The sequence below is a fragment of the Streptomyces xylophagus genome (genome assembly GCF_000716435.1).
Lineage (GTDB): Bacteria > Actinomycetota > Actinomycetes > Streptomycetales > Streptomycetaceae > Streptomyces > Streptomyces xylophagus.
This window is the reverse complement of sequence record NZ_JNWO01000025.1, coordinates 81,995-105,251: the sequence shown is the minus strand read 5'-3', so window position 1 is coordinate 105,251 and position 23,257 is coordinate 81,995. Positions and strand designations below refer to the sequence as shown.

24 protein-coding genes and 1 pseudogene are annotated in these 23,257 nt (G+C 71.0%); 18 read left to right on the top strand and 7 right to left on the bottom strand.

All coding sequences use genetic code 11. The features are described from left to right. Positions 1–352: 352 nt before the first annotated feature. Positions 353–904, bottom strand: coding sequence for a hypothetical protein (locus OO70_RS40435; protein WP_043683413.1), 552 nt, complete (start codon positions 902–904; stop codon positions 353–355). Positions 905–1,441: 537 nt separating this feature from the next. On the opposite strand from OO70_RS40435, the gene fmt reads away from it, so the two are divergent. Together fmt and OO70_RS40425 are read left to right on the top strand one after the other, a co-directional pair. Continuing rightward, positions 1,442–2,392: a methionyl-tRNA formyltransferase gene (gene fmt, locus OO70_RS40430; RefSeq protein ID WP_043683411.1), complete on the top strand. Its 951-nt coding sequence runs from the start codon at positions 1,442–1,444 to the stop codon at positions 2,390–2,392. 75 nt (positions 2,393–2,467) lie between these two features. Then, positions 2,468–3,886: an RsmB/NOP family class I SAM-dependent RNA methyltransferase gene (locus OO70_RS40425; RefSeq protein ID WP_043683409.1), complete on the top strand. Its 1,419-nt coding sequence runs from the start codon at positions 2,468–2,470 to the stop codon at positions 3,884–3,886. An 8-nt stretch (positions 3,887–3,894) separates the two neighbouring features. On the opposite strand, the gene OO70_RS40420 is transcribed toward OO70_RS40425, so the two are convergent. Next, positions 3,895–5,061 carry an alpha-hydroxy-acid oxidizing protein gene (locus tag OO70_RS40420; protein ID WP_043683406.1) on the bottom strand — a complete coding sequence of 389 codons (1,167 nt, stop codon included), beginning with the start codon at positions 5,059–5,061 and terminating at the stop codon, positions 3,895–3,897. Positions 5,062–5,251: 190 nt separating this feature from the next. Between OO70_RS40420 and rpe the strand changes: the two genes are divergently transcribed. Both rpe and OO70_RS40410 read left to right on the top strand, forming a co-directional pair. Next, on the top strand, positions 5,252–5,938 hold the full coding sequence (gene rpe / locus OO70_RS40415; RefSeq protein ID WP_043683404.1) for a ribulose-phosphate 3-epimerase: 687 nt from the start codon (positions 5,252–5,254) through the stop codon (positions 5,936–5,938). Positions 5,939–6,016: 78 nt separating this feature from the next. Then, the gene (locus OO70_RS40410) at positions 6,017–7,063 is read left to right on the top strand and encodes a sugar-binding transcriptional regulator (RefSeq protein ID WP_043683402.1); all 1,047 of its coding nucleotides are present in this window, start codon (positions 6,017–6,019) and stop codon (positions 7,061–7,063) included. A gap of 242 nt (positions 7,064–7,305) precedes the next feature. On the opposite strand, the gene OO70_RS40405 is transcribed toward OO70_RS40410, so the two are convergent. Then, positions 7,306–7,944 carry a TetR family transcriptional regulator gene (locus OO70_RS40405; RefSeq protein ID WP_234337046.1) on the bottom strand — a complete coding sequence of 213 codons (639 nt, stop codon included), beginning with the start codon at positions 7,942–7,944 and terminating at the stop codon, positions 7,306–7,308. Positions 7,945–8,117: 173 nt separating this feature from the next. Between OO70_RS40405 and OO70_RS40400 the strand changes: the two genes are divergently transcribed. After that, positions 8,118–8,753: a nuclear transport factor 2 family protein gene (locus OO70_RS40400; RefSeq protein WP_043683399.1), complete on the top strand. Its 636-nt coding sequence runs from the start codon at positions 8,118–8,120 to the stop codon at positions 8,751–8,753. 108 nt (positions 8,754–8,861) lie between these two features. Beyond that, positions 8,862–9,794 carry an LLM class F420-dependent oxidoreductase gene (locus OO70_RS40395; protein WP_043683396.1) on the top strand — a complete coding sequence of 311 codons (933 nt, stop codon included), beginning with the start codon at positions 8,862–8,864 and terminating at the stop codon, positions 9,792–9,794. A 28-nt stretch (positions 9,795–9,822) separates the two neighbouring features. On the opposite strand, the gene OO70_RS40390 is transcribed toward OO70_RS40395, so the two are convergent. Continuing rightward, complete coding sequence (locus OO70_RS40390; protein WP_043683427.1) at positions 9,823–10,206, bottom strand: ribonuclease domain-containing protein; 384 nt, start codon at positions 10,204–10,206, stop codon at positions 9,823–9,825. Here OO70_RS40390 and OO70_RS57140 point away from each other — a divergent pair. From OO70_RS57140 to OO70_RS40380, 3 genes are read left to right on the top strand one after another with little or no spacing between them, the layout of a single operon-like run. After that, on the top strand, positions 10,178–10,336 hold the full coding sequence (locus OO70_RS57140) for a ribonuclease domain-containing protein (protein WP_106971849.1): 159 nt from the start codon (positions 10,178–10,180) through the stop codon (positions 10,334–10,336). The two genes, OO70_RS40390 and OO70_RS57140, sit on opposite strands and share 29 nt — an antisense overlap. Continuing rightward, positions 10,333–10,650, top strand: a complete 318-nt coding sequence (locus tag OO70_RS40385; RefSeq protein ID WP_043683393.1) for a barstar family protein — start codon at positions 10,333–10,335, stop codon at positions 10,648–10,650. The genes OO70_RS57140 and OO70_RS40385 overlap by 4 nt, the downstream gene beginning before the upstream one ends. A gap of 35 nt (positions 10,651–10,685) precedes the next feature. Continuing rightward, positions 10,686–11,297, top strand: coding sequence for a hypothetical protein (locus tag OO70_RS40380; protein ID WP_043683425.1), 612 nt, complete (start codon positions 10,686–10,688; stop codon positions 11,295–11,297). A gap of 9 nt (positions 11,298–11,306) precedes the next feature. Here OO70_RS40380 and OO70_RS40375 read toward each other — a convergent pair whose 3' ends face one another. Further along, positions 11,307–12,845, bottom strand: coding sequence for a hypothetical protein (locus tag OO70_RS40375; RefSeq protein ID WP_043683391.1), 1,539 nt, complete (start codon positions 12,843–12,845; stop codon positions 11,307–11,309). A 207-nt stretch (positions 12,846–13,052) separates the two neighbouring features. Between OO70_RS40375 and OO70_RS40370 the strand changes: the two genes are divergently transcribed. From OO70_RS40370 to OO70_RS40350, 5 genes and pseudogenes are all read left to right on the top strand, one after another. After that, positions 13,053–14,495: a GuaB1 family IMP dehydrogenase-related protein gene (locus OO70_RS40370; RefSeq protein WP_043683421.1), complete on the top strand. Its 1,443-nt coding sequence runs from the start codon at positions 13,053–13,055 to the stop codon at positions 14,493–14,495. A gap of 203 nt (positions 14,496–14,698) precedes the next feature. Next, positions 14,699–15,249: pseudogene (locus OO70_RS40365) on the top strand (GNAT family N-acetyltransferase). Between the two features lie 15 nt (positions 15,250–15,264). Then, positions 15,265–15,660 (top strand): hypothetical protein, encoded by a 396-nt coding sequence (locus tag OO70_RS40360; RefSeq protein ID WP_043683388.1) that lies wholly within the window; start codon positions 15,265–15,267, stop codon positions 15,658–15,660. A 235-nt stretch (positions 15,661–15,895) separates the two neighbouring features. Then, on the top strand, positions 15,896–17,365 hold the full coding sequence (locus tag OO70_RS40355) for an amino acid permease (RefSeq protein WP_043683386.1): 1,470 nt from the start codon (positions 15,896–15,898) through the stop codon (positions 17,363–17,365). A gap of 10 nt (positions 17,366–17,375) precedes the next feature. After that, on the top strand, positions 17,376–17,828 hold the full coding sequence (locus OO70_RS40350) for an Lrp/AsnC family transcriptional regulator (protein ID WP_043683384.1): 453 nt from the start codon (positions 17,376–17,378) through the stop codon (positions 17,826–17,828). A gap of 10 nt (positions 17,829–17,838) precedes the next feature. On the opposite strand, the gene OO70_RS40345 is transcribed toward OO70_RS40350, so the two are convergent. Next, positions 17,839–18,282, bottom strand: a complete 444-nt coding sequence (locus OO70_RS40345) for a hypothetical protein (protein WP_043683418.1) — start codon at positions 18,280–18,282, stop codon at positions 17,839–17,841. Positions 18,283–18,349: 67 nt separating this feature from the next. After that, entirely contained in the window at positions 18,350–19,090 is a 741-nt protein-coding gene (locus OO70_RS40340; RefSeq protein WP_043683380.1) for a GntR family transcriptional regulator, read from the bottom strand. Positions 19,091–19,302: 212 nt separating this feature from the next. Between OO70_RS40340 and OO70_RS40335 the strand changes: the two genes are divergently transcribed. From OO70_RS40335 to OO70_RS40320, 4 genes are read left to right on the top strand one after another with little or no spacing between them, the layout of a single operon-like run. Further along, positions 19,303–20,460: an ABC transporter substrate-binding protein gene (locus OO70_RS40335; RefSeq protein ID WP_043683377.1), complete on the top strand. Its 1,158-nt coding sequence runs from the start codon at positions 19,303–19,305 to the stop codon at positions 20,458–20,460. After that, on the top strand, positions 20,457–21,356 hold the full coding sequence (locus tag OO70_RS40330) for an ABC transporter permease (protein ID WP_043683375.1): 900 nt from the start codon (positions 20,457–20,459) through the stop codon (positions 21,354–21,356). Before OO70_RS40335 ends, OO70_RS40330 begins: the two co-directional genes overlap by 4 nt. Then, positions 21,341–22,159 carry an ABC transporter permease gene (locus tag OO70_RS40325; RefSeq protein WP_043683372.1) on the top strand — a complete coding sequence of 273 codons (819 nt, stop codon included), beginning with the start codon at positions 21,341–21,343 and terminating at the stop codon, positions 22,157–22,159. Before OO70_RS40330 ends, OO70_RS40325 begins: the two co-directional genes overlap by 16 nt. Before the next feature lie 3 nt (positions 22,160–22,162). Continuing rightward, positions 22,163–23,242 (top strand): ABC transporter ATP-binding protein, encoded by a 1,080-nt coding sequence (locus OO70_RS40320; protein ID WP_043683369.1) that lies wholly within the window; start codon positions 22,163–22,165, stop codon positions 23,240–23,242. Positions 23,243–23,257: the final 15 nt, after the last annotated feature.

The following is a 23,257-nucleotide window of genomic DNA, read 5'->3' as shown; positions in this document are numbered from 1 at the left end:
CCTCGGCGGGTGGGGGGGCCGCCGGTGGGGGAGCGGTGGGAGCGGGCGTTGATTCGGGTGCGGCCGGGGAGTGGGAGTGCGTTGGCTGCCGCGTTGAAGGCTGCGCAGGCTGCTCGGATGGCTCGGGGTGGGGGGGATGTGGTGCGGGTGCGTGTGGATCCGCCGGACATCGGGTGAGGCCTCGGCCTTCGGCCTCGGATTGTCTCCCGCCCGCGCACCGCCCGTTTGCTGTCGGTTGAGAGGCTGGGGTTTGCCGTGGGGGTTCTCGCCGTTGGCGGCCTGCGGTCCGTGGGCCGACATACAGCTGCCTCCCGGTCGTCGTCCGGGAGGCAGACAAGGTTCGTCGGGTGAGTCAGCCGTTGCGGGGGCCCGGGAAAGCCGTGGGCCTGGCCTCGTCGCGGAGGGTGGGGCTGCCTGCTGTGGGCTGGGTCGGCATGGAGCGGGCCGCGGGGACCGTCGGCAGGGTGGGCATCGTGGGGAGGCCCGTGTTCACGGTGACCGGGCGGGAAGTCGCCGCCTCGGTCGTGCGCTCGGCGTCGGCCGCGGCCTGGGTCGCGGCGCGGCGGGCGCCGTAGCGGCGGTGTACGGCCTGCTTGGTGACCCCGAGGGCCGAGCCCACCGCGTCCCACGAGAAACCGAGTGAGCGGTCGAAGTCCACGGCGGCCGTGACCAGGGTCTCGACACTGTCCCGCAGCTCCTGCGCGAGACGGACCGTCGGGGCGGGAGCGCGTCCGTAGACGACGAAGCCCGTGGACGGGCCGGAGCGGCGCGGGCGGTAGACGTTGCCCAGCTGGGCGGTGAGCGTGCGCAGTGCGTCCACCTGCCGGCGGACCCGCTCGATGTCCCGCACCAGCAAGTGCAGGCTGGCCCGAGCCTGGGCGTCGTGGGTTGCGTGGTCGGCCATGAACAAGCCTCTCGAACCGGCGTTGAAAAGGATCGGGCCGCGCGAATGCGGCCCATAGTGGTCAACTCTTTCTTGACCAACGCGTGTGCGCTCCGCTGGTCACGCGAGGGGGGCGTAAGGGCATATGCGTACGCCCCCGGTGAACCGGTGTGCGCTGACGGCGTCGGCGAGTTGACGGATGTGAGCCGCCGGGCGCGAGGGCCTGTCCGGCGGATCATGTCGCAGACGCGGGGCCTGGCACGCCCACCGGCGCTGATCAGGCGCCGATGCTTTCCTGCGGCCTGATCCGCCGGACAGGCCCCAGGCCGTGTCCGCAAAGTCCCTCCCCCAGAGGGGGTACCCCCAGCCCCGCGACGCCCGGCACGCTCCCCCACTGCCAAAAGGGCGTGGGAGGTGCCCCCACTCGCCGCACCGGACGCCGAGGGGCCCGCCCCTTCGGGCGGACGCCGGGACTTCGCGGACACGACCTAGCGCCGGGACGCGCCATAGACTGGTGCGCTGCCCGTCCACCTCCGCCCGAGAGGCCCGAACCCTCCCATGAAGCTCGTCTTCGCCGGTACCCCCGAGGTCGCCGTTCCCGCACTGGACGCCCTGATCGCCTCCGGGCGGCACGAGGTGGCCGCCGTCGTCACGCGGCCCGACGCGCCGGCCGGGCGTGGGCGCCGGCTGGTGGCGAGTCCCGTCGCCGAGCGGGCCGAGGAGGCGGGCATCGAGGTGCTGAAGCCCGTCAAGCCGCGCGACCCGGAGTTCCTGGAGCGGCTGCGGGAGATCGCGCCCGACTGCTGTCCCGTCGTCGCCTACGGCGCCCTCCTGCCGCGCGTCGCCCTCGACATCCCCGCCCACGGCTGGGTCAACCTGCACTTCTCGCTGCTCCCCGCCTGGCGCGGCGCCGCCCCCGTTCAGCACTCCGTCATGTCCGGCGACGAGATCACCGGAGCCTCCACCTTCCTGATCGAGGAAGGACTCGACTCCGGGCCCGTCTACGGCACCGTCACCGAGGAGATCCGTCCCACCGACACCAGCGGCGACCTGCTGACCCGGCTCGCGTTCGCCGGCTCGGGCCTGCTCGCCGCGACCATGGACGGCATCGAGGACGGCACCCTGAAGGCCGTACCGCAGCCGAACGAGGGCATCACCCTCGCCCCGAAGATCAACGTCGAGGACGCGGAGGTGACGTGGGCGGCTCCCGCGTTGCGCGTGGACCGGGTGGTGCGTGGGTGCACGCCCGCGCCCGGCGCCTGGACCCTGTTCCGGGGCGAGCGGCTCAAGCTCATCCAGGCGGTGCCGGTTCCGGAGCGGACCGACCTCGCGCCCGGGGAGCTGTCGGTCGGGAAGAACAACGTGTACGTGGGCACCGGGTCGTACGCCGTCGAGCTGCTGTGGGTGCAGGCGCAGGGCAAGAAGCCGATGCGGGCGGCGGACTGGGCACGCGGGGCGCGGATCGGCGCGGGGGAGACCCTCGGGACCCTCGGGACTCCCGGGGCGTGACGTCCCGCGCGCGGGCCCGCCGGTGCGACGTAGGCTGTGTGCACATATCGGCCAGAAATCCGGAGCACCTTTTTCGTGAGCGAGCAGTCCCCGCGACCCCGTAAGCCCGGCAAGCCCTACCGTCGGCCGCAGAAGGACCCCGTCCGCATCCTCGCCTTCGAGGCGCTGAGGGCCGTGGACGAGCGGGACGCGTACGCCAACCTCGTCCTGCCGCCCCTGCTGCGGAAGGCGCGGGAGAAGGGCGACTTCGACACGCGGGACGCGGCGCTCGCCACCGAGTTGGTCTACGGGACGCTGCGCCGGCAGGGGACGTACGACGCGATCATCGCCTCGTGCGTCGACCGGCCGCTCCGCGAGGTCGATCCGCCGGTGCTGGACGTGCTCAGCCTCGGGGTGCACCAGCTGCTCGGTACGCGGATTCCGAGCCACGCGGCCGTGTCCGCCTCTGTCGAACTCGCGCGGGTCGTCCTCGGCGACGGGCGGGCGAAGTTCGTCAACGCCGTGCTGCGGAAGGTCGCGCGGGACGACCTCGACACCTGGATCGAACGGGTCGCGCCGCCCTACGACGACGACCCCGAGGACAACCTGGCCATCGTGCACTCGCACCCGCGCTGGGTCGTCTCCGCGCTGTGGGACTCGCTCGGCGGCGGACGGGCCGGCATCGAGAACCTGCTGGAGGCCGACAACGAACGGCCCGAGGTCACCCTCGTCGCCCGGCCCGGCCGGTCCACCACCGAGGAACTGCTCCGCGAGGAGGCCGCGTTGCCGGGGCGCTGGTCGCCGTACGCCGTGCGGCTCAGCGAGGGCGGCGAGCCCGGTGCCGTGGCGGCCGTGAAGGAAGGTCGGGCGGGGGTGCAGGACGAGGGCAGTCAGCTGGTCGCGCTCGCCCTCGCCAACGCGCCCCTCGACGGGCCGGACGAGAAGTGGCTCGACGGGTGCGCGGGCCCCGGCGGCAAGGCCGCGCTGCTCGCCGCGGTGGCCGCCGAACGCGGGGCGATGCTCCTCGCCTCCGAGAAGCAGCCGCACCGGGCCGGACTCGTGGCGAAGGCGCTCGCCGGGAACCCCGGGCCGTACCAGGTCATCGCCGCCGACGGGACCCGGCCGCCGTGGCGGCCCGGCAGCTTCGACCGTGTCCTGATGGACGTGCCGTGTACTGGGCTCGGCGCCCTGCGCCGGCGGCCGGAGGCCCGCTGGCGGCGCCGACCGGAGGACCTCGAAAGCTTCGCGCCGCTCCAGCGCGACCTGCTGCGCACCGCCCTCGAATCCGTGCGCGTCGGCGGCGTCGTCGGCTACGCGACCTGCTCACCGCACCTCGCCGAGACCCGGGCCGTCGTCGACGACGTACTCAAGCAGTACCCGCACACCGAACTGATCGACGCCCGCCCGCTGCTGCCGGACGTTCTGGAACTCGGTGCGGGTCCTGACGTACAGCTGTGGCCGCACCTGCACGGGACCGACGCGATGTATCTGGCGCTCATCCGCCGGACCGCCTGACGGGTGGGTCACACGACTCGTTGAAGAGCCTCCCGCGTGAGGTCGGCCAGCGTCGGATAGCCGTCCACCGCCATGATCAGGTCGGTCTCCGCGAGGAGTGAGCGCAGGACGTGGACGATGCCGTCCGTGCCGCCGAGGGCGAGGCCGTAGGCGTACGGGCGGCCGATGCCTACGGCGGTGGCGCCCAGGGCGATGGCCTTGACGATGTCGGCGCCGCTGCGCACGCCGGAGTCGAAGAGGACCGGGAGGCCGTCCGCCGCCTCGACCACGGCCGGGAGCGCGTCGAGGGCGGGGAGGCCGCCGTTGGCCTGGCGGCCGCCGTGGTTGGAGCAGTAGACGCCGTCCACGCCTCCGTCCTTGGCCCGGCGCACGTCCTCGGGGTGGCAGATGCCCTTGACGATCAGGGGGAGGTCTGTGAGGGACCGTAGCCAGGGGAGGTCGTCCCAGGTGAGGGGGTTGCCGAACAGCTGGGTCCAGAGGAGGACCGCGGACTGGGGGTCCTCCTCCGGGGTGCGGGGGAGGCGGGCGCGGAAGACCGGGTCGCTGGTGTAGTTGGCGAGGCAATGACCGCGCAGTTGGGGGAAGTTGGCGGTGGACAGGTCGCGGGGGCGCCAGCCGGTGACCCAGGTGTCCAGGGTGACCACGATGCCCTTGTAGCCGGCCTGTTCGGCGCGGTGGACGAGACTCGCGGCGAGGTCGCGGTCGGTCGGGGTGTAGAGCTGGAAGAGGCCCGGGGTGTCCCCGAACTCGGCGGCGACCTCCTCCAGCGGGTCGACCGTGAGCGTCGAGGCGACCATCGGGACGCCGGTGCGCGCGGCGGCCCGTGCGGTCGCCAGGTCGCCGTGCCCGTCCTGGGCGCAGAGGCCGATGACTCCGACCGGTGCCATGAACACGGGGGACGGCAGTCGCATCCCGAACAGGTCTACGGACAGGTCGCGTTGGGCCGCGCCGACGAACATGCGGGGGACCAGTCCCCAGTGGTCGAAGGCGGTCACGTTGGCCCGCTGGGTGCGTTCGTCACCGGCGCCGCCCGCGACGTACGACCACACGGAGGGCGGCAGCGCCGAGCGCGCCCGGTCCTCCAGTTCCGCGAAGGCCATCGGGTAGGGCGGGACGATGCCGCCGAGCCCGTTCAAGTAGATCTCGTTCTGGTAGGAGCCGAACGGCTGTCCCATGCCATCTCCCTCTCCGCTCAAGGAGGGATTCTCGCAGCGGACGGGGCAGATGATCCCTGTGGGGCGACGTCGGTCTGTCGCGACGGATCGGTACACGGCCGGCTCCTCACGGTGACCCGCACTCCGTGGACGGCCGTATCCACGACGGACCGATGCCGCTAACCCCCGCAGGACATGGCAGGCTTGGGGCATGGCCGTGCAGATCAACCCCAGCATCCTGTCCGCCGACTTCGCCCGTCTCGCGGAGGAGGCGAAGGCGGTAGAAGGAGCCGACTGGCTCCACGTCGACGTCATGGACAACCACTTCGTCCCGAACCTCACGCTCGGTGTGCCGGTCGTAGAGTCACTGGCGCGGGCGACGGACACTCCGCTGGACTGCCATCTGATGATCGAGGACGCCGATCGCTGGGCGCCGCAGTACGTCGAGGCGGGTGCCTCCTCCGTCACCTTCCATGTCGAGGCGGCCGGCGCGCCGGTGCGGCTCGCCCGGGAGATCCGGGCCAAGGGTGCCCGTGCCTCCATGGCGCTGAAGCCCGCGACGCCCATCGAGCCGTACGAGGATCTGCTGCCCGAGTTGGACATGCTGCTGATCATGACCGTGGAGCCGGGCTTCGGCGGCCAGTCGTTCCTCGACATCATGCTGCCGAAGATCCGCCGCACCCGGGAGCTGATCAGGAAGCACGGACTGGAGCTGTGGCTGCAGGTCGACGGCGGAGTTTCGGCCGCGACGATCGAGCGCTGCGCGGAGGCCGGAGCCGATGTGTTCGTCGCCGGTTCGGCCGTCTACGGGGCATCCGACCCGGCCGCGGCGGTACGTGCATTGCGCACGCAGGCCGAAGGGGTCGTGAGCAAGGCATCCTGGGCGTGCGACCACTGAGCGGCAGGTATGTGAACGGCGGCCATCAAGGCTGATCAAGTGCGCCGGATCTGCGAGGATGAACGGCGAATCCAGAGTGTGAACAGCAGTGAGGAGATCGCCGTGTCGGGTATGTCGGCGGGCCGGTCAGCCATGCGGATGGGACCCGCAGAGCTGGTGCAGGCGGCGGCCATGGCCCGCCGCTTCTACCTCGAGGGCAAGTCCAAGATCCAGATCGCGGAGGAGTTCGGCGTCAGCCGCTTCAAGGTGGCCCGGGTCCTGGAGACCGCTCTCGAACGGGATCTCGTACGGATCGAGATCCGAGTACCGGCCGAGCTGGACGCGGAGCGCTCGGACGCGCTGCGTGCCCGGTACGGCCTGAGGCACGCCGTCGTGGTCGAGTCCCCGGCCGAGGTCAGCGAGGAGTCGCCCGACCCCGAGAACCTCGGGGAGGTCGCGGCCGACCTGCTCGGCGAGCTGGTCAACGAGGGCGATGTGCTCGGCCTCGCCTGGGGCCGGTCCACCATCCACATGGCGGCCGCCCTCGACCGGCTGCCGCCCTGCACGGTGGTCCAGCTGACGGGCGTGTACGACGCCGGGACCGCCGAGCGCGGCTCGGTCGAGGCCGTACGGCGCGCCGCGCAGGTGTCGGGCGGCGACGCCCACCCCATCTACGCGCCGATGCTGCTGCCGGACGCGGCCACCGCGGAGGCGCTGCGCCACCAGACGGGTATCGCCCGGGCCTTCGAGTACTTCGACAAGGTCACGGTCGCCTGTGTCTCCATCGGCTCCTGGGAGCCGGGCATCTCGACGGTCTACGACATGCTCAGCGACGAGGAGCGGGCCCACTACTCGTCCCTCGGTGTCGCCGCCGAGACGTCCGCGCACCTCTTCGACGCCGAGGGCCGTCGGGTCGGCCGGGACCTGGGTGAGCGGTGCATCACCGTCAAGGCGGACCAGTTGCGCCGTATCCCCGAGGTCGTCGCGATCGCGGGCGGGCAGCGGAAGGCGGCGGCGATCGACGCGGTGCTGCGGTCCGGGCTCGTCACCAGCCTGGTGACGGACACGGCTGCGGCGGACTATCTGATGACGGCCGGAGCCCCGCCGAAGTCGGCGCTCAGCCGGACGGACCCGGACGGCATCTGACACCGGCGGACCCCGACGGGATCTGACGGTATGCCTCTGACGGGCTCTGACAGAAGGTCGTGAGGGGCGGCCGTGGCAGCATCGGACGCAAGCTGCCGCGGTTCGTCCCCCGAGCTCATCACCGCCCCTGCCGGCACGGCCCGTTGACCCTCCGCCCCGCTCATGCCGGACCGGCGAACCGCGCCGTAGCCGTACGGAAAGCCACGAACCGGAGCCGAGGATCCGCACGCGCTCGGGCCCGTTCAGCCGCCCGTGCCGGTGTCCCCGCGAAATGCCCCGGCCACCACGGGGACGAGCTGCCGCTCGATCTGCTCGGCGGACATGGTGGCCAGTTCGGTGCCGATGGGGGCGAGGGCGAGCCAGTTCAGCAGGCCGGCCGCGCAGCGCGTGCGGAAGATCAGTTCCTCCTCGTCGACTCCGGGGAGGTTCGGCTTCAGCACCCGGAGGGCGTCGCGGCGGCTCTTGTCGAACTTGCCGGTCAGCCGCTCCCAGCCCTGGGGCGGTTCGATGCCGACGCGTGCCACGGTGCGCATCACGGCGAGGTCCTGTCCGCCGGCCGCGAACGCGCGCATCATCGGTCCGGCGAACGCTGCCGCCACTTCGTGGAGTGTCGCGGTGGGGCCGAGGGAGTCGAGTGCCTCCATCTGCGCGTCCAGATACTGTTCCAACGCGTGCTCGATCGCCGCGTCGCACAGTGCCTTCAGTGAGCCGAAGTGGTAGCTCACCGCGGCGACGTTGGCTCCCGCGCGATCCGTGATCTCGCGGAGTGTCACGCCCTCCTGGCCCCGTTGCGCGAGCAGCTCCAGGGCGGCCGTCTGCAGGCCGTCCCGTGTGCGCTGACCGGCTTCTCGGCGCATGTCCGTCTTTTTCGCCTGTATCACGGCGTGTATTCAAGCAGTTGATTTACTTCATTGTCAAGCGGTCGTCGGGTGCGGTCGGCCGCCGGGGCGAACAATTCAAACAGTGGCTTGACAGGTTGGCTTCGCCGTCCATAAAGTCAAGCCATCGCTTGATTTACTAAAAGCGCTCGTGACCGAACCTGGAGAAACCCGACATGAAGCTGCTCAGCCGTAAGTCGATCACCGCCGCTACCGCAGTAGCTGTCCTGGGTGGTCTTTCCATCGCCGCGGTGCCCTCACAGGCCGCGAGCCCCGCCCACGACAAGGCGGCCGCCCCGACCCTGACCGCACGCCAACTGGCGGCGCTGCCGCTCACCGACCGGCACCTCACCAAGCACGAGAAGGCCAACCTCGCGATCGTCCTGCGCGACTACTACGTGGCGGAGGGCAACCACATCGACGTCCCGACCTTCGTCAACAGCTTCGCCAAGGACGGCGTCTTCAACGACATGGTCCCCGGCGTCGCCTACCGGGGTAAGGCGCTCGGCAACGTGCTGCCCTACATGAAGAGCCTCTTCTCCAACGTGCACCGTGACCTCAAGCGCATCACCGTGAACGGCGACACCATCAGCATCGAGCTGTCGATCCAGGGCACGTTCGACGGGCAGCTCCAGGCGCCGACGGGTGGCGTCGTCAAGGGGAAGGGCCAGAAGGTCGACGCGCCGACCGCCGACTTCTGGTACCTGAAGAACGGCAAGGTCGAGAAGTTCGACTGCTTCGTCGGGTACTCGAAGATGTACTCCGACATGGGCGTCAACTTCGACTGGGCCTCGGCCGTCAACAACCACTGAGCCACTCCCCGGCGGGTGATGCCCGGCCCTACCGGCCCCGCATCACCCGCCGCGGCTTGCGGCGAAGTTCACTTGTTTGCGCAACCAACAACAGAGGAGCGCGTCGGCATGACGACCCGGCTCGGAATCGGTCTCCCGCAGAATCGGCAGTACGACCTCGGCAAGGACGTGCCCGACGTGGCGCGCGCCGCCGAGGACATCGGATACGACAGCCTCTGGGTGTACGAACGCGCCCTGTTCCCGGACCCCCCGACCCAGCCGCTGTACGGCGTCCCCGGCCTGCCCTGGCCCGACGCCTACCGGGGCGTGGCCGAGCCACTGGTCACGCTGACCCTCGCGGCGGCGGCCACCGAGCGGGCCGAACTGGGCACCGCCGTGCTGGTCGCCCCGCTGCACCTCCCCTTCCAACTGGCCAAGTCGCTGGCCACGTTGGACGCGGCGAGCGGCGGCCGGGTGGTCGCGGGCCTCGGCAGCGGCTGGTCCCTCGACGAGTACGCGGCCGCCGGAGTGCGCCCGTTCGAGGAACGCGGCAAGGTCATGGACGAGGTGTTCGAGGTGTGCCGGGCGGTGTGGGGCCCGGACCCGGTGGTCTACGAAGGCGGCGGCGTCACGAGGATCGCCTCGGCCGTGGTCGGACCCAAGCCGGCCCGACCCATCCCGATCCTGGTGCCGGCCAACACCCCACGGGCCATGCGCCGGCTCGTCGACCACGCCGACGGCTGGCTGCCGTACGCCGACGGCCCCGACCAAATCGCCCAGAGCTGGCGGCAGTTGCAGGACCTCGCCGCCGAGCGGGGCCGCACCCGGCCGCTGCGGACCGTGGTGCGCGTGAACCCGGACTACACCGCCAAGCGGTACGAGGGACCGGACCGCCGGCCCTTCCAGGGCGACGTCGAGCAGATCGTCACCGACCTGATGGCCTACGCCGGGATCGGCCTCGACGAGTTCCTGGTCGACCTCTCGTGGGCCGCGCGGGACGCGCAGGAACTGAAGGACGTCTCCGCCGAGGTGTACACGGCGGCCCGCGCGGCCGGGTTCTGACCATGTGTGCCCGGCGCGGGCGGTCGGCTCAGCAGCCGAAGTCGATCAGGTCGAACGTGACGTAGTGGTCGGCGGTGTAGTAGTCCTCCTTGTCCTTCTGGCCGGTGACGATCCGTCGTGCTCCTCGCGTGGAGGAGCCCGGCGTCCTGACCGTGTACTCGTGGTAGTAGCCGGACGACTGGCCGGGCAGTACGCCCTCCCGGTTGCGGAAGACCACGCCGTCCTGCGAGTAGGGGAACGGGCCGTTCGACGCGATCAGGTCGAGCGTGTCGTGCGCCTGGGAGGGCAGGTCGCTGTAGCAGATCTTGCCGCCCGAGGTGGCGGAGGTGGCGGAGGTGGTGCAGCCCACCAGGAGAGCGGCGAGGAGGGCGGTCGCGGCACCGATGCGGGTTGCGCGTGGCGGCAATCTCATGGCACCCATGATGACGTCGGCGCACGCCGGTTCGCGCGATCGCGGGGCCCGGCGCATTGTCATCGGGCAGTGTGGCGGGATCTACTACACCGATGATCACTACAAGTCGTTCGGGACGGTACTGAGATGACACAGCTCGCGGTCACGCTGGACCTCGACGGGGTCGCGGACAAGGCCGGCCTGATGGACCGGTGTGTCCGCGCACTCTCCCTGCCCGACTGGTTCGGCCGGAACTGGGACGCCCTCGCCGACAGCCTCGGCGACCACACCGTGTGGCCCGACGGTGCCGCGGAGCAGGGTCTGCTGGTCGTCGTACGGAACTGGCAGTCGTACGCCAAGGCACGGCCGGACGAGTGGGCGACCGCCGTCGACGTCTTCGGTGACGCGGTCGACGGCACGGCGAACCTCGACGTGGTGCTCGCACTCGGAGGAATCGGTCGCTAGCCCGATTGTCCGAGGCGGCTGGCAGAGTGTTCGGTATGGAGCAACAGGAGCAGCGCACGTCCGTCCGTCTCGTGGTCGTGGACCCGGACCTCGACGCGCAGTGCGACCGCGTGGAGGAACACTTGCTGGCGCCCCTGGCCGAAACCGCCGGCGGGGCGGGTGGGCACGCGCTCTTCGCGGACGGGCTCGTGGCCTTCCGGCGGGTCCGGGAGACACTCGCCGAGGCGGTGGCACGGGGACCCAAGGTGTGGACGCCGAACGGCCGTTGGGAACACGAGGGCCTTCGCATCGTCGAACTCCCCACGGGGGACACCGACTTGCTGTACGCCCTGCTGCGCGAGCTGTCCGGGCTCCTCGTCGCGCCGCCGGACCTGCCCGACCCCTCGGGCGTCGTCGCGGCCGTCCGCGGCACCGTCCTGACGCCCGAGAAGACCGCCGTCGGCCTGGTCGGCGCGCTGGCGCGGGTGCTGTCCCTGGTGGACCTCACGCCCGACGCCGATACGGCCACGCTCTTCGCGGCGATCGAGGGGGCCGACGGCGAGGACGTGAGACTCACGTACGGGCAGGACGAGGCGTGGCAGCGGCTCGCCCACCGGCTCACGATGCTGCTGACCGAGTCGGCTCCGTTGCATCGCTTCCTGTACTGATCCCTGGTTCTAGTGGGAACGCCTGCGGCGGTGGACGACGAATGCGGCGGCGCCCAGCAGAGCGGCCCCGGCCGCCCAGGTGGCGATGAACGCCGTGCGGTCCGTGCCGGTGTCGCCGGACGGCGCGGCCGACGTGCTGAAGGCGAAGGTGGTGTGGTCGTTGCCGGAGTGCGGGTCGTGAAGGGTGATGCCGGCCGGGCCGGGGCGCAGGGTCGCCTTCCCCTTGGCGCCGTCGTAGTTCTTGTCCGGCTTCACCGACAACAGGGACTCCACGTTCTTGCCGGCCCCGATACCGAACGGCACGACGCACACGTAGTGCCGGTGTCCCGCCTCGAAAGGTGCCGTCGCGGTGTCGCTGACCCACAGGAAGCAGGGGCCGTACGCGCTGTCCTCCGACTCCGCGTGCTCGTAGTCGGTCGCGACCGTGTGCCGGGGCAGGACCACGTCGACCTCGGCGACGTAGTCGTTGTCGGTCCGGCTGCCGGTCGCGTACACGGCGGCCGGGCCGTGGTTCACGACGGTGAGGTTCAGCGTCCATCCGTCCGCACGGGCGGCGGGCTTCGCCGTGGCCGTGGCCGCCAGATCCGCGGAGCTGTCGGCCGAGACGCCGACCCGGCCCGTGGCGCCGCTCTCGAAGCCGTCTCCCGTTCCGGACGCGGGCACCAGGGTGAGCGCCGACCCAGTGCCCGCTTCGGTGTCGGCGCCGGGGCGCACGTCGGGTTGTGCCCCGGGCTGCAGCAGCTCGGCCGTGTAGTCGAGCACGGCGGTCAGGGCGTGTGCGCCAACCGTTGCTGTCAGTGGGCTGCTCAGCTCGACGGTGGCGCCCGCGGCCACCGGGGCCGGGAAGACACAGGTGACGGAGGTCGGGCTGTCGGGCGCGACTTGGTCGTTGCCGGTGCTGTAGCCGCAGTTGGAGAACTTCCGGTCGAAGACCAGACCGCCCGCCCCCACCCAGGTCACCGCGATGCGCCGGTCGGTGGCCAGGTCGCCGATGTTGCGGAGCCGTAGCGGCACGTCGATCCGGGACCCGATCCTGGCGTGCGTCACGTCGGACACCTTGCCGACGACCAACTCGGGGACGCCGACGACCACCTTCGCCCGCGCTGTGCCGGGGGTCCCGTGGCCGGCGGAGGCGGTGTACTTGATCGTGCCGGTGGCGCCGAGGGCGGCGCCCGGGTCCGCCCGCACGGTGAAGTCCAGGTTCGTCAGCTGCGAGGTGTTCTGGTTGGCACAGGAGAAGACCTGCCCGTGGGCCGTGCACCTCGGGTCGACGACCGCGATGCGCGCGACGCCCGCCAGGTCCCGGGCATCGATCACGAGCGTCCGCTCCGCGGGCGCGGGAAGATTCACCGAGGGGTCGGAGAAATTCCAGACCACGTGGACCGACCGCGCGGTCGGTCCCACGTCGATGTGGCTGTCCGCATCGATCGTCGTGTGGCCCTTCGTGGGAAGGGGAGACGGATCGGCGGCCACGGCGGCCGGGCCGGACGCGAGGGCGAGCACCACGGCAGCGAGCGCCGCCCCGAACACGATGCGAGGGGAAACCATGCACGTTCGATGCCCGAGCTGCCACGAAGGTTGCCCGCGCAGGCATCCGACACGCTCTCTTGGGCATTCCTCCAAGGGGGCCTTCGACCTGCCTGGACGATGATCCGAGGCATGGCATTACGCCCGACATGGGACAATGAAGTACGTGCTCTTCCCCCTGGCTGACCTGTCCGGGGACCACCTCTGATCGACTGGGATGTGCAGCACGTGCGTTTCCTCAACGACATCCAGCCCCCGTACGACCTGACGTACGACGACGTCTTCATGGTGCCGCGCCGCAGCGCGGTCGGATCGCGTCAGGGTGTGGACCTCAGCTCCCCGGACGGCACGGGCACCACCATCCCGCTGGTCGTCGCCAACATGACCGCCATCGCCGGGCGCCGGATGGCCGAGACGCTGGCCCGGCGCGGTGGCCTCGTGGTCATCCCGCAGGACATCCCGATCGAGGTCGTCACCGAGGTCGTGTCCTGGGTGAAGAGCCGCCACCTCGTGCTGGACACCCCGATCCGGCTGGCCCCGCACCAGACCGTCGCCGACGCGCTGGCCCTGCTGCCCAAGCGCGCGCACAACGCCGGTGTCGTCGTGGACGAGGACCAGCGCCCGGTCGGTGTCGTCACCGACGCCGACCTGACCGGTGTGGACCGCTTCACGCAGCTCGCCGAGGTCATGTCCCGGGACCTGCTGCTGCTCGACGCGGACATCGACCCGCGCGAGGCGTTCAACAAGCTGGACGCCGCCAACCGCCGCTACGCGCCCGCCGTCGACCAGGACGGCAAGCTCGCCGGCATCCTCACCCGCAAGGGCGCCCTGCGCGCCACGCTGTACTCGCCGGCCGTCGACGCGGACGGCAGGCTGCGGATCGCGGCTGCCGTCGGCATCAACGGCGACTTCGTGCAGAAGGCCAAGCAGCTGCTGGACGCGGGCGTCGACACCCTCGTCATCGACACGGCGCACGGCCACCAGGAGTCGATGATCAGCGCGATCCGTCAGGTGCGGGCCCTCGACCCGCACGTCCCCATCGTGGCCGGCAACATCGTCGCCGCCGAGGGCGTCAAGGACCTCATCGAGGCGGGCGCCGACATCATCAAGGTCGGCGTCGGCCCCGGCGCGATGTGCACCACCCGCATGATGACCGGCGTCGGCCGGCCGCAGTTCTCCGCCGTCATGGAGTGCGCCGCCGAGGCGAAGAAGTACGGCAAGCACGTGTGGGCCGACGGCGGTGTCCGCCACCCGCGCGATGTCGCCATGGCGCTCGCGGCCGGTGCGTCGAACGTGATGATCGGCTCGTGGTTCGCGGGCACGTACGAGTCTCCGGGCGACCTTCAGCAGGACGCCAACGGCCGCCTCTACAAGGAGTCGTTCGGCATGGCGTCCGCGCGTGCGGTCCGCAACCGTACGTCGGACGAGTCGGCCTACGACCGCGCCCGCAAGGCGCTGTTCGAGGAGGGCATCTCCACCTCCCGCATGTTCCTCGACCCGGCCCGCCCGGGCGTCGAGGACCTGATCGACTCGATCATCGCGGGCGTCCGCTCCTCCTGCACCTACGCCGGCGCCGCCTCCCTGGAGGAGTTCGCCGAGCAGGCCATCGTCGGCATCCAGAGCGCGGCCGGCTACGCGGAGGGCAAGCCGCTGCACGCCAGCTGGAGCTGACGCAACTCCCTTCTCTACGGCCCCTATTGTCCCGGCGCCGGGATGTTCCGGGGGCGTTGGGCGTCCTGCGGTGGTCGCCGTCCTGGGGCAAGCCGTTGCACGTGGGCTGAAGTTGAGCAACTCCCTTTTGTGCGGCCTCTGTTGTCCCGGCGCCCGGGATATTCGGGGGCCGTCGGCGTGCTCCGGCGGCTACCGTCGGGGGTATGGAGATCGCCGTGTGCCGGGCCGCCGACGTGGAGCTGCTCGACGAGTTCATCGGCTCGCCGGGGGTCGTCTCGTCCCATGCCCGGAGGTTCGCGCGGCAGGAGACGGGCGGGGGACCTATCTCGTCGCCTGGCTGGACGGCCGGCCCGTCGGGCACGCGGAGGTGATCTGGGAGGGCTGCGGGGCCCCGGAGGTGCGGGCCGCCCTGCCCGGTTGCCCGGAGCTCAACGGTCTCGGCGTGTGGCCCCCGGAGCTGCGCTCGCGGGGCATCGGCGGCGCGCTGATCCGGCGCGCCGAGGAACTGGCCCGGGAGCACGGCCGTACGGTCCTCGGCCTGGGCGTCGCCGCCGACAACCCGAGGGCCGCCGACCTCTACGCGCGGCTCGGCTACCGGCGCCTGACGGACTACGTGGGCCGCTGGTCGTACGAGGACCGCGACGGGGTGACCCGCGAGTGCGTCGAGCACTGCACCTTCCTCATCAAAGAACTGCCGTCAGGCACCCTGACCGAGGAACCGCCGTCAGGCCCTCTTGACGTCAAGCAGCCTTGACGCAACGCTGAATCCATGACGACACCCCAGAGCATCGAACCCGAGCACACCCTCCTCACCGCGGTCGCCCGCCTCGACCACCTCCGCACCCGCGAGTCCCTCGCCGGCTTCGGCAGCGACGCCGAGGCGCTCGACCGGACCGAGATGCTGGAGCTGCTCGCCCTGAGCGAGGTCGTCGCCCGCAAGGCCGCCTACGGCCGTCAGCTCACCGTCCGCGCGGCCCGTGAGGCCGGTGCCTCCTGGACGCAGATCGGGGCCGCGCTCGGCATGAGCAAGCAGGCCGCGTGGGAGGCGCACACCCGCTGGATCGACGCCCAGGCGGAGGCCTTCGGGCAGCCCGGGCGGATGGGGTTCGACGAGGGCGACGTGGCCGAGGCACGGGCCCTCGCGGGGGAGCCGGACGAGGGCTGAACCGGGCGCCGCGCAAGGGTCGACAGTCCCCGTGCAACGAATGAACACCTGGCTGCGATGAACGCAACGATCTTGCGGAGATGCGCAAGGTTGCCGCATTACGACCGGGATGCCCCGGCTCATAGGGTCGGGCGCTGTACATAGCGCGGCGGGGACTCCGCTCGGTGGGTCCCTGTGCCGCAGGGGTGCCGCCTGTCCCTGTCGCCATGACCGGCAGCGACAAGGAGCCACCCGCGTGCTCGACCAAGGCGCACCCCCGCACCACCGCGGCCAGACCACCGCCCCACCGTCCCCGGGGCTCGGCGCGCGTCTGATGCGCCGCAAGCCCGTGGACCGCCTGGTCGCCGAGGGCGGTCAGGGTGAGGGAGGGTCGCTCCGGCGCTCCCTCGGGCTCTGGCAGCTGACGATGATCAGCATCGGCGCCACTCTCGGCACCGGCATCTTCGTCGTCCTCGGCGAAGCCGTCCCCAAGGCCGGCCCCGCCGTCACCCTCTCCTTCGTGATCGCCGGCCTCACCGCCCTCTTCTCGGCCCTCTCCTACGCGGAACTCGCGGGCACCATCCCGGTCGCCGGTTCCTCGTACTCGTACGCCTACGCCACGATGGGCGAGCTGATCGCCTGGATCTGCGGCTGGTGTCTGGTCCTGGAGTACGGCGTCTCGGTCGCCGCCGTTGCCGTCGGCTGGGGCGAGTACCTCAACGAACTGCTCGACGGGACCATCGGCGTCACCATCCCCAACACCCTCTCGGCCCCGCCGGGCGACGGCGGCATCTTCAACCTCCCCGCGCTGATCGTCGTACTCCTGGCGATGGTGTTCCTGCTCGGCGGCGCCAAGGAGTCCGCGCGCGCCAACACCGTCATGGTGTGTGTGAAGATCGCCGCGCTGGTGCTGTTCTGCGCGATCGGCGTCCAGGGCTTCAGGTCCGGCAACTACGACCACTTCATGCCGCTGGGCATGGCCGGCGTCAGCGCGGCCGGAGCGACGCTCTTCTTCTCGTACATCGGCTTCGACGCCGCCTCCACGGCCGGCGAGGAGGCGAAGAACGCCCAGCGCGACCTGCCCCGCGCGATCATGCTGTCCCTGGTCATCGTGACCGCGCTGTACGTCCTCGTCGCGGCCGTCGCCGTCGGCGCCAAGCCCTGGCAGCGCTTCAACGACTCCGAGGCCGCCCTCGCCCAGATCATGCGCGACGTCACCGGCCAGTCCTTCTGGGGCACCCTCCTCGCCGCCTGCGCGGTGATCGCCATCGCGAGTGTCGTCCTGACCGTGCTCTACGGCCAGACGCGCATCCTCTTCGCGATGTCCCGGGACGGACTCGTGCCCAAGGTGTTCGGGAAGGTGCACCCGAAGACCGGGGCGCCCCGCGCCAACACCGTCATCGTGTCCCTGTTCTGCGGGGTGCTCGCGGCGGCCATCCCGCTGGGCCGGCTGGCGGACGCGACCAGCATCGGCACGTTGTTCGCCTTCGCGCTGGTCAACGTCGCCGTCGTGCTGCTGCGCCGGACCCGCCCCGACATGCCCCGCACCTTCCGCGTACCGCTGTCGCCGGTGCTGCCCGCCGTGGGCTTCGGGCTGTGCGTCTGGATGATGGGCAGCCTCTCGGCCGTCACCTGGGTGGTCTTCGGAGTCTGGATGGCCGTCGGGCTCGTGTTCTACTTCGTATACGGCTATCGCCGGTCCCACCTGGCCAACGCAGAGAAGTGAACCACCCGCAGTGCTGAACCAACTCGACGAACGCATCGTGCACGCCCTCGCCGAGGACGCCCGCCGCTCCTTCGCGGACATCGGGCAGCTGGTCGGCCTGTCCGCGCCCGCCGTGAAGCGGCGCGTGGACCGGCTGCGGGCCACCGGCGCCATCACCGGCTTCACCGTACGGGTGGACCCGTCGGCGCTCGGCTGGGAGACCGAGGGGTTCGTCGAGATCTACTGCCGGCACAACACCTCCCCGGACACCATCCGGCGGGGCCTGGAGCGCTACCAGGAGGTCGTGGCCGCGTCCACCGTCACCGGCGACGCGGACGCGATCGTCCAGGTCTTCGCCGCCGACATGCGCCACTTCGAGCGGGTGCTGGAGCGGATCGCGGGCGAGCCGTTCGTGGAGCGCACGAAGTCGGTGCTGGTGCTCTCGCCGCTGCTCCGGCGTTTCTCGTCGGGCTCGCCGACCTGAGCCGCGGAGGCTACTCGGACCGGCGGCGGACCGCCGACAGCAGCCGGCGTACGGCGATCACGTGCCCGCCGCTGGAGATGACGAGCCGCCGGTAGAGGCCCCCGGCCAGGCCGGGGAAGGCGGCCCGGGTCTCGGCCCGCAGCAGCGAGCGCCCCGGGCCGGTCCGCTCGACGTGGAAGACCAGGGCGTACGACGAGAAGCGGTGGCTGCCCTCCATGACCAGCTCGCGTCCCGGGACCGCCGAGGTCACATGGAAACCGGCGATCGCCGAACCCTCGGCGAGGGGCCGGGGCCCGGAGGTCCCGCGGTCGGCGGCGCGGACCAGGCGTGCGTACAGGGTCGCCCCCGCGGAGGAGTGGCCCATCACCCGGCTCAGGTCGCGCCACACGGCGTCGGGCTCCGCCGCCACGACCGTGGTCTGTTCGCCGACATGCGGCAACGCGGCGATCTCCATCAGGACCTCCATGACGTCGGACCCGTCCCCCTTGACCACGACTGTCGCACGCTGCCGCCGGAGGCGGCTACTCCGCCGTCTTCCGCGCCAGCGCGTTGTTCCCTATCGAGTTGTGCACGCTGAAGCTCACCGCGTCCGAGCGATAGCGGTCGTCCGACCACTCGACCGGCCGTCCCTCGCGGGTGGTTGTGACCCGGCGGACCCGGAGGAGAGGGCTCGTACGGCGGATGCCGAGCAACTCCGCGTCCTGCGCGCCAGCAGCCACCGCGTCGATGACGTGCTCGCCGTAGGCGAAGACCAACCCCGTGTCGTCGTACAGGCGTTGGGTCACGGACGGGCAGTCGGGCTCGATCGCCTCGACGGCCGGTGAGATCCAGTCGGCGTACACGGTCCGCTCCAGCAGGACCGGTTCGCCGTCCAGGCCGCGGACCCGCAGGACGTGCAACACCGGGGTTTTCTCGGGGAGTTGGAGGCGTACGGCGTCCTCGGCCGTGGCCGGGCGGTACTCCTGCTCGACCACGTGCCCGGTCGCCTCGCGCTCCATCGCACGCGCCCACTCGGCGAAGCTGCGCAGCTCCGCGAAGCTCTGGCTGCGGCGGCTGGCCAGCACCATCCGGCGGGCGCCCTGGCGGGAGCCGATCAGTCCCTCGGCGGTGAGGGCCGCGACGGCCTGGCGGACCGTGCCGCGCGAGACGCCGTACTGCGCGGCGAGGTCCGTCTCGGCGGGCAGTCGGCTGCCGACTGTGTACTCCTCGCGGTCGATGGCTTTCCGCAGCTCGTCGGCGATCTCCTCGTGTCGCGCCGTCATGCTTCCCCTCTGAATTGGCAACTGTGCACAGCGTGAGCAGCGTAGTCGAGTTCCCTTGGTGATCCGTGTCAGCCAGGAGTGTGCAGAGAAGAAGGGGTCACGGTTTCGCCAATGTTTACGAACAAGACACCATCGCCGGGCGTACTGAGGCCAACTTGTTCAGACAAGTTCTCCGCTCTGCTCTAACCCTCGTGCGCACCCCTGGAGAGACCGTGACCGTGTCCCCGCCGAGAAACGCCGTCCTGGGTGGTTCCCTCGCCGTCGTCGCCGCGCTTGCCCTCAGCGCCTGCGGCGCCGCTCCCACCAACTCGTCGACCACCGCCGACGGCAAGAACGCCGCCACCGCCACCTCCGCCGCCGACTTCGGCGGGCTCGCCGCCCTGGTGAAGGCCGCCAAGAAGGAGGGCACGCTGCACATCATCGCGGTGCCCCGTGACTGGGCCAACTACGGTGCCCTCATCGACGGCTTCACCAAGAAGTACGGCGTCAAGATCACGGACGAGAACCCGGACGGCTCCAGCCAGGACGAGATCAACGCCGTGACCTCCCGCAAGGGCCAGGACCGTGCGCCCGACGTCCTCGACCTCGGTTCCTCCTTCGCGCTCAGCGCCGCCCAGCAGGGGCTGCTCGCGCCGTACAAGGTCGCCTCCTTCGACCAGATCCCCGAGGGCCAGAAGGACCCGAAGGGGCAGTGGTTCAACGACTACGGCGGCTACATCTCCATCGGCTGCGACGCGAAGCGCGTCAAGACCTGTCCGACCACCTTCGCGGACCTGCTGAAGCCGCAGTACAAGGGCCAGGTCGCCCTCAACGGCAACCCCACGAAGTCGGGTTCGGCCTTCGGCGGCGTGTACGCGGCGGCGCTCGCCAACAAGGGCTCCTTCGACGACATCCAGCCCGGCCTGGACTTCTTCGGCAAGCTGAAGAAGAACGGCAACTACACGCCCGTCGAGTCCACCCCGGCCACCGTCGAGAAGGGTGAGACGCCCATCTCCATCGACTGGGACTACCTGAACGCCGGTTACGCCGACGAGTTCAAGTCCAAGGGCGTCGACTGGAAGGTCTCCATCCCGACCGACGGCCAGTACGCGCAGTACTACTCGCAGGCCATCAACAAGGACGCCCCGCACCCGGCGGCCGCCCGCCTGTGGCAGGAGTACCTGTACAGCGCCGAGGGCCAGAACCTGTGGCTCAAGGGGTACGCGCGTCCGGTGCTGATGACCTCCATGGAGTCGGCCGGCACGCTCGACAAGACCGCCGCCGCCAAGCTCCCGCAGGTCACCGGCACGCCGTCCTTCCCGACCGAGGCCCAGCAGAGCAAGGCCAAGACGGTCATCGCGTCCGGCTGGGCGAAGGCCGTCTCCGGATGACGGCCACGCTCACGCGGGCCGACGTGGTCGCCGCCGCCTCCTCGAAGCGGCGGCGCCGTGTCCCCGGCTGGATCGCCGTGGTCCCGCTGCTCGTGTTCGTCGCGGTCGCCTTCGGGGTGCCCGCCATCGCGATGCTGAACGGCGCCTTCACCGTCAAGAACCAGACGACGGGCGCCACTTCGTACAGCACCGCCAACCTGACCGAATCGCTCAAGGGTGCCTACTTCACCGCGCTGATCGGCAGCGTCAAGCTGTCCGCCATCTCGGCCGCCCTCGGCACCCTGTTCGGCCTGCCGCTCGCGCAGGTCGTCGTCACCTCCCGGTTCCGCGCGCTGCGCGAGGCCGTCCTCACCGCGTCCGGCGTCCTCGCCAACTTCGGCGGTGTCCCGCTGGCCTTCGCGTTCGTCGCCACACTCGGCAACGCCGGTGTGCTGACCACCCACCTGGGACTGAAGGGCAAGGGCTGGGACCTCTACAGCTTCTCGGGCCTGGTCATCGTCTACCTGTACTTCCTCATCCCGCTGATGGTCCTCACCATCACCCCGGCATTGGAGGGCCTGCGCACCCAGTGGCGCGAGGCCGCCCAGAACAACGGCGCCACCGGCGTGCAGTACTGGCGGCACGTGGCCCTGCCGGTCCTCGCGCCGTCCCTGCTCGGCGGATTCGTGCTGCTCTTCGGCAGCGCCTTCGCCGCGTACGCCACCGCCGCGGCCATGGTGGGCAGTTCCATCCCGCTGGTCACCCTGCAGATCGCCGACGCCATCTCCGGCAACGTGCTGGTCGGCCAGGAGAACGTGGCCCTCGCCCTCAGCCTCGACATGGTCCTGGTCGCGGGCCTGGTCATGGCCGTGTACCTGCCCCTGCAACGACGGAGCGCGCGATGGCTGGACGCCTGAACCTCTGGCGGTGGGTCGTCCTCGGCCTCGCCGCCCTGTACTTCCTGGTGCCGCTCGCCGCGTCGGTCGTCTTCACGGTCGACGTGCCGGGCCAGGGCGTCACCTTCGACGCCTACACCCAGATCGTCTCCGCCGACGGCTTCACCTCCAGCCTGGTGCTCTCGCTGGAACTCGCCGCCGCCACCATCGCCGTCGTCCTGCTCCTGATGGTCCCGGCCATGGTCGCGCTACGGCTCGGCGCGCCCCGCCTGCGCCCGGTGGTCGAGGTGATCTGCTCGCTGCCGCTGGTGGTGCCGCCGATCGCGTTCGTCGCCGGTATCGCCACGGTCCTCAAGTGGGGCCCGGACTACCTGTCCCGCACCCCGCTCTTCGAGACCTTCGTCGCCATCCAGAACCCGAGCTTCCCGTTCATCCTCGTCCTGGCCTACGTCGTGATGGCGCTGCCGTTCGTGTACCGGGCGCTGGACTCGGGGCTGCGGGCCATCGACGTGAAGACCCTCGTCGAGGCCGCCCGCAGCTGCGGCGCGGGCTGGCCGCAGGCCCTCGTGCGGGCCGTACTGCCCAATCTGCGCGGGGCGTTGCTCAACGCGTCCTTCCTCACGCTGGCGCTGGTGCTCGGCGAGTTCACCGTGGCCCAGCTGCTCGGCTTCCAGCCCTTCGCCGTGTGGATCTACAGCGTCGGCGGGTCCAACGCCCAGCTCTCCGTCGCCGTCTCCGTGCTCAGCCTGGTCGTCACCTGGGCACTCCTCCTCACGCTCGCCGGTGTCGGCGGACGTGACAAAACCGCTTCGTCCCGGGGATGAACCATGACCGCCACCACGCTTGAGAAGACCACGACGGACAACGCCGCCACCGTCGAATTCCGGGGCCTGCGCCGTGAGTTCGGCCCGACGGTCGCCCTCGACGGACTCGACCTGACCGTCCAGCCCGGCGAGTTCCTGGCCCTGCTCGGCCCCTCCGGCTGCGGCAAGACCACCGCCCTGCGCATGCTCGCCGGTTTCGAACACCCCACCTCCGGTGAGGTGTTGGTGGACGGCAAGGACGTCACCGGCGTCCCCGCCCATCGTCGCGACGCCGGGATGGTCTTCCAGTCGTACAGCCTCTTCCCGCATCTCAACGCACTCGACAACGTCGCCTTCGGACTGCGCATGCGCAAGGTGGGCACGGCCGAACGGCGGTCGCGTGCGGCCGAGTTGCTCGACCTCGTCGGGCTCGGCGACAAGGGCGAGCGCTTCCCGCACCAGCTCTCCGGCGGCCAGCAGCAGCGCGTCGCCCTGGCCCGCGCGCTCGCCCTGCGTCCGCGCGTCCTGCTCCTGGACGAGCCGCTGTCGGCGCTCGACGCCAAGGTGCGGCTGTCCCTGCGCGAGGAGATCCGCCGCCTCCAGCAGGAACTCGGCATCACCACCCTCTTCGTGACGCACGATCAGGAAGAGGCCCTGTCCATCGCCGACCGGGTCGCCGTCATGCGCGCCGGAAAGCTCGAACAGTGCGCCGCCCCGGCCGAGTTGTACGGTCGGCCCGCGACCGCGTTCGTCGCCGAGTTCGTCGGCACGATGAGCCGGCTTCCGGGGCACCTCACGGACGGCACCGTGGAGGTGCTCGGCCAGCGGTTGCCGGTCGACGGCGAGGCACCGGCAGGACCCGAAGTCGACGTGCTCGTCCGGCCGGAGGCGATCCACGTGAACGCCGACGACGCCGGAGACGCACGTGTCGTCGGCACCGCCTTCCTCGGCGCGGTCGTCCGTGTCAGCGTTCTGCTCGCCGACGGCACCGAGGTCAAGGCCGACCTCCCCACGCACGAGGCCACCACCCTGGGCGCCGGAGTCGCCGTACGTGTGTCGCTGCCGGAGCGGCCGGTACTCGTGGCAGAACGCATCAACTCGTAGGGCCCCAAGGCCCGT

Coding starts and splice junctions, on each gene's coding strand:
- OO70_RS40380 (WP_043683425.1), top strand. CDS start 10,686: ATGGAGCAACAGGAGCAGCGCACGTCCGTCCGTCTCGTGGTCGTGGAC.
- OO70_RS40390 (WP_043683427.1), bottom strand. CDS start 10,206: ATGAGATTGCCGCCACGCGCAACCCGCATCGGTGCCGCGACCGCCCTC.
- OO70_RS40395 (WP_043683396.1), top strand. CDS start 8,862: ATGACGACCCGGCTCGGAATCGGTCTCCCGCAGAATCGGCAGTACGAC.
- OO70_RS40375 (WP_043683391.1), bottom strand. CDS start 12,845: ATGGTTTCCCCTCGCATCGTGTTCGGGGCGGCGCTCGCTGCCGTGGTG.
- OO70_RS40385 (WP_043683393.1), top strand. CDS start 10,333: ATGACACAGCTCGCGGTCACGCTGGACCTCGACGGGGTCGCGGACAAG.
- OO70_RS40360 (WP_043683388.1), top strand. CDS start 15,265: ATGACGACACCCCAGAGCATCGAACCCGAGCACACCCTCCTCACCGCG.
- rpe (WP_043683404.1), top strand. CDS start 5,252: ATGGCCGTGCAGATCAACCCCAGCATCCTGTCCGCCGACTTCGCCCGT.
- OO70_RS40400 (WP_043683399.1), top strand. CDS start 8,118: ATGAAGCTGCTCAGCCGTAAGTCGATCACCGCCGCTACCGCAGTAGCT.
- OO70_RS40435 (WP_043683413.1), bottom strand. CDS start 904: ATGGCCGACCACGCAACCCACGACGCCCAGGCTCGGGCCAGCCTGCAC.
- OO70_RS40340 (WP_043683380.1), bottom strand. CDS start 19,090: ATGACGGCGCGACACGAGGAGATCGCCGACGAGCTGCGGAAAGCCATC.
- OO70_RS40330 (WP_043683375.1), top strand. CDS start 20,457: ATGACGGCCACGCTCACGCGGGCCGACGTGGTCGCCGCCGCCTCCTCG.
- OO70_RS40325 (WP_043683372.1), top strand. CDS start 21,341: ATGGCTGGACGCCTGAACCTCTGGCGGTGGGTCGTCCTCGGCCTCGCC.
- fmt (WP_043683411.1), top strand. CDS start 1,442: ATGAAGCTCGTCTTCGCCGGTACCCCCGAGGTCGCCGTTCCCGCACTG.
- OO70_RS40345 (WP_043683418.1), bottom strand. CDS start 18,282: ATGGAGATCGCCGCGTTGCCGCATGTCGGCGAACAGACCACGGTCGTG.
- OO70_RS57140 (WP_106971849.1), top strand. CDS start 10,178: ATGCGGGTTGCGCGTGGCGGCAATCTCATGGCACCCATGATGACGTCG.
- OO70_RS40420 (WP_043683406.1), bottom strand. CDS start 5,061: ATGGGACAGCCGTTCGGCTCCTACCAGAACGAGATCTACTTGAACGGG.
- OO70_RS40320 (WP_043683369.1), top strand. CDS start 22,163: ATGACCGCCACCACGCTTGAGAAGACCACGACGGACAACGCCGCCACC.